Here is a 6,544-nt window from a genome sequence, read left to right on the forward strand (position 1 = left end):
ACCGTGTGGTCGCCGCGGTCGAGAACGAGGAGGTTGTCCGCGACCTCGTAGTCGCCGACCTGTTCTCCCTTAACATTTTTCAAAGGTAGTTTACTCATGATAATCCCGCCTATTTTCTCTTGAGGGCTTCTTTGATGGTGACGATGCCGCCATTGGCGCCCGGAACCGATCCCTTCACGAGGATCAGGTTTTCTTCGGGACGAACCTGGATAACCTTCAGGTTCTGCGTGGTGACGCGCTTGTCACCCATCTGTCCGGGCATCTTTTTGCCCTTGAAGACGCGTCCCGGGAATTCGCACATCCCGATCGAACCCGGGCGGCGGACCCATCCACCACCGTGCGATGCGCGACCGCCGCCGAAATCGTAGCGCTTGACCACGCCCTGATAGCCGCGGCCCTTGCCGGTGGCAACGATGTCGACGTAGTTGACGCCTTCGAAGGCCGCCGCGGTCAGTTCGTCGCCCACGTTGACTTCGACTTCGTCCACGCGGAACTCGCGCAGAACGCTCTTGGCCGGTGCACCGGCTTTTTTCAGATGGCCGAGCGCCGGCTTGGTGAGGCGTTCTTCCTTCTGGGCGCCGTAGCCAAGCTGGACTGCCTTGTAGCCGTCCTTTTCGCTGTCCTTAAGCTGGGTGACCACGCAAGGGCCCGCTTCGATGACGGTCACCGGAACGGCGACGCCGTCTTCGGTGTAGACGGAGGTCATTCCGAGTTTCTTTCCAATCAAACCTTTCATGATTGCAACCCTCCTTAGATCTTAATGGTGATATCCACACCCGCCGGCAGGTTGAGCTTCTTGAGCTCGTCGACCGTCTTGATGGTGGGATCAATGATGTCGAGCAGACGCTTATGCGTGCGGATCTCGAACTGTTCCATCGACTTCTTGTTCACGTGCGGACTTTTGTTGACCGTGAAGCGTTCGATACGGGTCGGCAGCGGAATCGGGCCTGCAACGCGGGCGCCGGTACGACGTGCCGTCTCGACAATTTCAGTAGCCGATACGTCGAGCACGCGGTGGTCGAACGACTTCAGCCGAATTCTGATTCTTTGATTCGTCATTATTTTTCTCTCTCTAACGGTTAAGGATAGCGTCTGTCATATTGGGCGGAACCGGTTCAAACGCTTGCGGTTCCATCGAATAGCTCGCCCTACCCTTTGTTAAGGAACGCAAACTGGTTGCGTATCCGAAAACTTCGGCAAGCGGAACATCCGCTCGCACGACCTGCAGATCATTGGAAGATTTAATTTCGCGGACACGGCCGCGGCGGCTGTTGAGATCGCCCATGATATCGCCGAGATGTTCTTCGGGCGTTTCGATATCGAGGAGCATGATGGGCTCAAGCAACTCCGGTTTGGCATTTCCGACGGCGGCCCGCAAGGCCATGACGGCGGCGGAACGGAAGGCGACTTCGGAAGATTCCGTATCGTGGGCCTGTCCGCCAACCACCGTCACCTTGGTGTCGATGATGGCGAAGTTGCCGAGCACGCCGGTCATCAGGGCGTCGCCGATCCCTTCGCGAATTCCTTTGCGGAACACTTCGGGAATAATTTTTGTGGAAACATCGAAATCGATGGTGTTGCCGGCGCCGGCGGCGGCCGGGGACACCTGAATGGTCAGGCTGGCAAAGTGGTGCTCGCTGCCAATCTCGCGATCGAACGTAAAGCTGCCCTCGCCCGTGGCGGAGACGCCTTCGCGATAGGCGACCATCGGTTTGCCGGCATTGGCCTGGACCTTGAATTCGCGCAACAGGCGGTCTTTCAAAATTTCGAGGTGGAGCTCGCCCATTCCCTGGATAATGGTTTGGCCGGTCTCTTCGTGGATGGAGGTGTGGAACGTGGGATCTTCCTCGGCCAGGTCCTGCAGGGCGGCGACGAGGGCATCCTTGTCGGCGGTGCTGCGCGGCTCGATGGCCATCGAAATGACCGGCTCGGGGAACTCGATGTTCTCCAGCACAATCGGATCGTTCTCGGGGCAAACGGTATCGCCCGTGGTAAAGAGTTTTTGCCCAACCATTCCGCCGATTTCGCCGGAATAGAGCACGTCCACGTCTTCGCGGTGGTTGGCGTGCAGGCGCAGGAGGCGACCGATGCGCTCGCGCTTTTTCGTGCGCGGGTTGTAGATGTTCTGCCCTTTTTTCAGCTGGCCGGAATAGATGCGGACAAACGCCAGCTTGCCGACGAACTTGTCGCTCGCCATTTTGAAGACCAGCCCCGTCAACGGCTCGTAGTCGGATGCTTCGCGCTCGACCTTGGCTTCGGTCTTGACCGAAATGCCGGTGACGGGCGGAACATCGATCGGCGAAGGCAGCAAGGAAACAACGGCGTCGAGCATCGGCTGCACGCCCTTGTTTTTCAGGGACGAACCGATCAACACCGGAACGATCGCGTTGGCAATGGTGGCGCGCCGAAGGGCCGCAACCAGGGCCTGTTCCGAAACATCGGTGTTTTCCATGTAGGCTTCAAGCAGCTCTTCGTCGACCTCGGCAACCCGCTCGATCAGCTCGGCGCGGTAGGCCTCGGCATCCGCAGCCAAGTCAGCGGGAATCTCGACATACTCGACCTTGGATCCCATTTCGTCTTCGGAAAAGAGGATGCCGCGCATCCGGATCAAGTCAACGACGCCAGTAAAGGTGTCGGCGGTACCGATCGGCAACTGGATGGCGACGGCAGGAGCTTTGAGCTTGGTTTGCAGCTCGTCGAGCACCTTATAGAAATCGGCGCCCATCCGGTCCATCTTGTTGACAAACGCCAACCGCGGAACCTTGTATTTCGTGGCTTGGCGCCAGACGGTCTCGGACTGCGGCTGAACACCGCCCACGGCACAGAAAACGCCCACGGCGCCGTCCAGGACGCGCAGCGAGCGTTCGACTTCAACGGTGAAATCGACGTGGCCGGGGGTGTCGATGATATTGATTTGATGATCGCGCCAGAAACAGGTGGTGGCGGCCGACGTAATCGTAATGCCGCGCTCCTGCTCTTGGATCATCCAGTCCATCGTGGCGGTTCCGTCGTGGACTTCGCCAATCCGGTGGACCTTGCCGGTATAGAAGAGAATGCGTTCGGACGTGGTGGTCTTGCCCGCATCGATGTGGGCGATGATGCCGATGTTGCGGACCGCGGACAATGCATGCGCACGGCCTTCGGCTTCCCGTCGGGAAACCGAGCCTTTACCTGCTTTGTCCTTCTTCTGGTCCATTGAATGATTCATCTCTTTCCAACAACTGGAAGGTTCCACCCGGTGGAACCTTCCTTTCGATCGGCGACCCCCATCCGTTGGGGATTTCCTATATACCCAGCATTAACCGCGGTCTTACCAGCGGTAGTGGGCGAACGCCTTGTTGGCCTGCGCCATCTTGTGCGTGTCGTCGCGCTTCTTAATGGCGGCGCCTTGGCCCTTGAAAGCGTCGATCACTTCGTTAGCCAGCGCGCGGCGCATCGGAACGCCTTTGCGGTTACCGGCGAAGTTGATCAACCAACGGGTGGCGAGGGCGATCTGGCGCTTGGGTTTCACTTCCAGCGGAACCTGGTAGGTGGCACCACCCACGCGGCGGGACTTGACTTCCAGACGCGGGGAAACGTTTTCGATCGCGGTCGTGAATACGTGCACCGGATCTTCGTCTTTCAGCTGGGCCTTGATGTCCTCGAGGGCACCGTAAACGATTTTAGCGGCAACCGATTTCTTTCCACGCTCCATCACGCAGTTGATCATGTATGCAACCACCTGGCTGTTGTAGCGGGGGTCCGGAATCAGGTCACGCTTTTCTGCTCTATGTCTTCTGGCCATAGTTTAAATTCCTTATGCTTTCGGGCGCTTCGCACCATATTTGGAACGACCACGCTTACGGTCCTTCACTCCAAGACAGTCCAGCGCACCGCGAACGATGTGGTAACGAACACCCGGCAAGTCCTTTACACGACCGCCGCGAACCAGAACCATGCTATGTTCCTGCAGGTTGTGTCCTTCGCCGCCGATGTAGGCGTTGACTTCGCGACCATTGGTCAGGCGAACGCGGGCGACTTTACGGAGTGCCGAGTTCGGCTTTTTCGGGGTCTGGGTTTTAACCAGCAGGCAAACGCCGCGACGCTGCGGACAGGTTGCCAGCGCGGGCGACTTGCTCTTTTTCTTCTGAAGCGCACGCGGTTTTCTTACCAATTGATTGATTGTAGGCATAAATATCCCTTCCTATAAAAAAGACAAGCGCAGGACAGTAGACATCTACCACCGGCACCGCAAGCGAAACATTCAACAAATTTCGCCTTAATTACGTAGGCTTCCCGACCATCGAAAAACCCTGTTCCCACGAACCGCCTCTAACTTAACCGCGGAAGCTGCGGGAAAAACCCCGCCGATGCCGCGTTTCAGATCGAAACCTAATCCGGATCCAATTGGATTGCCGGTGCGTTCATGGTTACGAATGAACCTCCAAAAAAAACAGAAGACACGGAAAACGCCAACAGCAAATTCCCATCACCCCATAGCCTCTTGGAAGCCATCCCATCGCCCGCCGGAAACCGCCAGCCACTTCGATATAGAGGAAGACGCATAAGCAACCGTAGATTAATCAGTCGCAGCGATCGCGTCCTCCCGCAATCCCCAAAACAGCGCGAAAGGACGAGCAACATAACGAAACCGGCACCAGATGCCAGCGAAAAGTTTCGCTTTTTCGCTGGACGGATCAAGGAATCGGCCAGCACCCAAATGCCCCGCCCTGCCCAGGCGGCCGTTGCCCCTCGCGCGCGAGCGGCATTAAGCAAGTCCGTCCTGGCTCTTTCCCATATCCATACGCCTCCCCAAAAATCGACAAAAGACCTCATAGCAGACCAGGAAACAAATCGGCGCCGCCCCTTTTTTCTTCTCCCCGTGAAAAGAAATCGCGTCGGCCCGTTATCCCGGCAAAAGCAAACAAGAAACACCGATTTCTTGCAAAACGCTCAATGTTATCGGCAAAAAGGCCTTCCGGTAGGCAGCGATTTCCCACCCCCAACCCCCCCCTCTCGCGACCACCCCCGAATAATAATTGAAGATTTCCTTCGCTTATTGCCCGGGAACAGGTTAGACACAGCCTTCATTCAACTTAAGGAATAGAAATGAATACAGGTACAGTAAAATGGTTCAGCGCTGAAAAGGGCTTTGGTTTCATCACTCCCGATCAAGGCGGAACCGACATGTTCGTGCACCACTCGGAAATTCAGGTTTCAGGATACGCCTCCCTCGATGAAGGCCAGAAAGTATCCTACGAAGTGGGTCAGGGACAGAAAGGTCCTTGCGCCACCAACGTGGTTCCAATGTAAGACCTCAGACCTAACCGTTTGAATGAAGGCGCCCATCAGGGCGCCTTTTTTATTGCCGCCACCTTCCCGCGGAACATTGCGCCTCCCTATGCCGGGCCGCTTCCGGCCAAACCGATTCATCCCTCGCCTACCGGCAAGAGCGAACCCAGCGCCCTCCGCGCCAACGGAACAAAAATACCGGCAACAAGAACCGGCCTGCGGGATTTGCCGCCCGGAGCGGGATTGCCGCCCCCCGAGGTCACGAACGGCGACATGCTCCAGCCACGCCTTCCCGGCTCGCGTCGAACTCCGTTTTCACCCACACGCTCCGCCCAAACAAAAAGCCGAACTCATAAAGTTCGGCTTTTGTAGATTTGGTGCTCGGGGTGGGATTCGAACCCACACGGGATTTAACTCCCACAAGGCCCTCAACCTTGCGTGTCTACCAATTTCACCACCCGAGCGATATTGTGAAATAAGGTGGTGGAACATACCCACGCCGGGGTGGTGGTGCAAGCGGTAAAATCAAAAAAAATCACTTCTTCCAACCCGCCCCCTGCCGTCCTGGCCCAAACCCCGGATTTCCAAGCGGCTAAACCAACCTCCGACCAACCATTCTTGCACCTTCCGGGGCAGTTTTGGCGGGTTGGTCTTTGCAGACCGGTCAACGCGCGCTATGGTCTCGATCATCGGTCGATGACGAGAAAGGACGAAGCGATGAAGACAAAGAAGGTGCTCAAGATTTTTTTCGGACTGCTCGGGGGGTTGGTTCTGGCCATTCTCCTCACGGTGCTTTTCTGGTTGGGCCCAACGCTGAAGCTGGTGGCGCAGACAATCGGGCCCAAGGCGCTGGGCGTTCCCGTAAAGATCGAGCGCCTGTCCATCAATCCCCGCAAAGGCACCATCCAGCTCTCGGACCTATCGATCGCGAATCCGGATCTATTCGGCCAGTCCAACGCGGTATCCATCGCAAGCCTGGACATTGCAATCGATATGGGCTCGATCCTCACCAAGACGGTCGTCGTCCACCAGGTGCGGATCAACAGCCCGCACTTCATTTATGAACAAAACCCGTCCACCGACAACATTTCCGAGTTTCTCGCCAGCATCCGGTCGTTCGCCGACATCGACCCTTCGGCTCCCCCGAAAAAGGAGAAGCCGAAGAAAAGCAACCGGAAGGAGCCCAAAAAGGTGATCGTGGAATCGCTCCAAATCAACGATGTGCAGGTGCGCCTGGCCAACACCCACGACAGCAAGCTGGACGTCGGCGCAG

The 6,544-nt window shown here is 57.1% G+C and carries 7 protein-coding genes and 1 tRNA gene; 2 read left to right on the forward strand and 6 right to left on the reverse strand.

The genetic code is table 11. The features are described 5' to 3' along the window. Positions 1-109: 109 nt before the first annotated feature. The 5 genes from rplC to rpsL form a co-directional block, all read right to left on the reverse strand. The gene (rplC, locus tag ABYO54_RS12540; RefSeq protein WP_372808594.1) at positions 110-736 is read right to left on the reverse strand and encodes a 50S ribosomal protein L3; all 627 of its coding nucleotides are present in this window, start codon (positions 734-736) and stop codon (positions 110-112) included. A gap of 14 nt (positions 737-750) precedes the next feature. After that, entirely contained in the window at positions 751-1,059 is a 309-nt protein-coding gene (gene rpsJ / locus ABYO54_RS12545; RefSeq protein ID WP_130595710.1) for a 30S ribosomal protein S10, read from the reverse strand. A gap of 13 nt (positions 1,060-1,072) precedes the next feature. Continuing rightward, on the reverse strand, positions 1,073-3,196 hold the full coding sequence (gene fusA, locus ABYO54_RS12550) for an elongation factor G (RefSeq protein ID WP_372808599.1): 2,124 nt from the start codon (positions 3,194-3,196) through the stop codon (positions 1,073-1,075). Positions 3,197-3,310: 114 nt separating this feature from the next. Further along, positions 3,311-3,784 carry a 30S ribosomal protein S7 gene (gene rpsG, locus ABYO54_RS12555; RefSeq protein WP_372808595.1) on the reverse strand — a complete coding sequence of 158 codons (474 nt, stop codon included), beginning with the start codon at positions 3,782-3,784 and terminating at the stop codon, positions 3,311-3,313. A 12-nt stretch (positions 3,785-3,796) separates the two neighbouring features. Next, positions 3,797-4,171: a 30S ribosomal protein S12 gene (gene rpsL / locus ABYO54_RS12560; protein ID WP_372808596.1), complete on the reverse strand. Its 375-nt coding sequence runs from the start codon at positions 4,169-4,171 to the stop codon at positions 3,797-3,799. Positions 4,172-5,088: 917 nt separating this feature from the next. On the opposite strand from rpsL, the gene ABYO54_RS12565 reads away from it, so the two are divergent. After that, a complete protein-coding gene (locus ABYO54_RS12565; protein WP_372808597.1) occupies positions 5,089-5,292 on the forward strand; it encodes a cold-shock protein in 204 nt (67 codons plus the stop codon). A gap of 354 nt (positions 5,293-5,646) precedes the next feature. On the opposite strand, the gene ABYO54_RS12570 is transcribed toward ABYO54_RS12565, so the two are convergent. Further along, positions 5,647-5,735, reverse strand: a tRNA-Leu gene (locus tag ABYO54_RS12570). A 253-nt stretch (positions 5,736-5,988) separates the two neighbouring features. Here ABYO54_RS12570 and ABYO54_RS12575 point away from each other — a divergent pair. After that, a partial coding sequence (locus ABYO54_RS12575) for a hypothetical protein (RefSeq protein WP_372808598.1) occupies positions 5,989-6,544 on the forward strand: 556 nt, incomplete at its 3' end.

It is taken from the genome of Pontiella sp. (assembly GCF_041622395.1).
Lineage (GTDB): Bacteria > Verrucomicrobiota > Kiritimatiellia > Kiritimatiellales > Pontiellaceae > Pontiella.

Excerpts from the sequence above, each read along its gene's own strand:
- rplC (WP_372808594.1), bottom strand. The coding sequence starts at position 736 with ATGAAAGGTTTGATTGGAAAGAAACTCGGAATGACCTCCGTCTACACC.
- rpsJ (WP_130595710.1), bottom strand. The coding sequence starts at position 1,059 with ATGACGAATCAAAGAATCAGAATTCGGCTGAAGTCGTTCGACCACCGC.
- fusA (WP_372808599.1), bottom strand. The coding sequence starts at position 3,196 with ATGGACCAGAAGAAGGACAAAGCAGGTAAAGGCTCGGTTTCCCGACGG.
- rpsG (WP_372808595.1), bottom strand. The coding sequence starts at position 3,784 with ATGGCCAGAAGACATAGAGCAGAAAAGCGTGACCTGATTCCGGACCCC.
- rpsL (WP_372808596.1), bottom strand. The coding sequence starts at position 4,171 with ATGCCTACAATCAATCAATTGGTAAGAAAACCGCGTGCGCTTCAGAAG.
- ABYO54_RS12565 (WP_372808597.1), top strand. The coding sequence starts at position 5,089 with ATGAATACAGGTACAGTAAAATGGTTCAGCGCTGAAAAGGGCTTTGGT.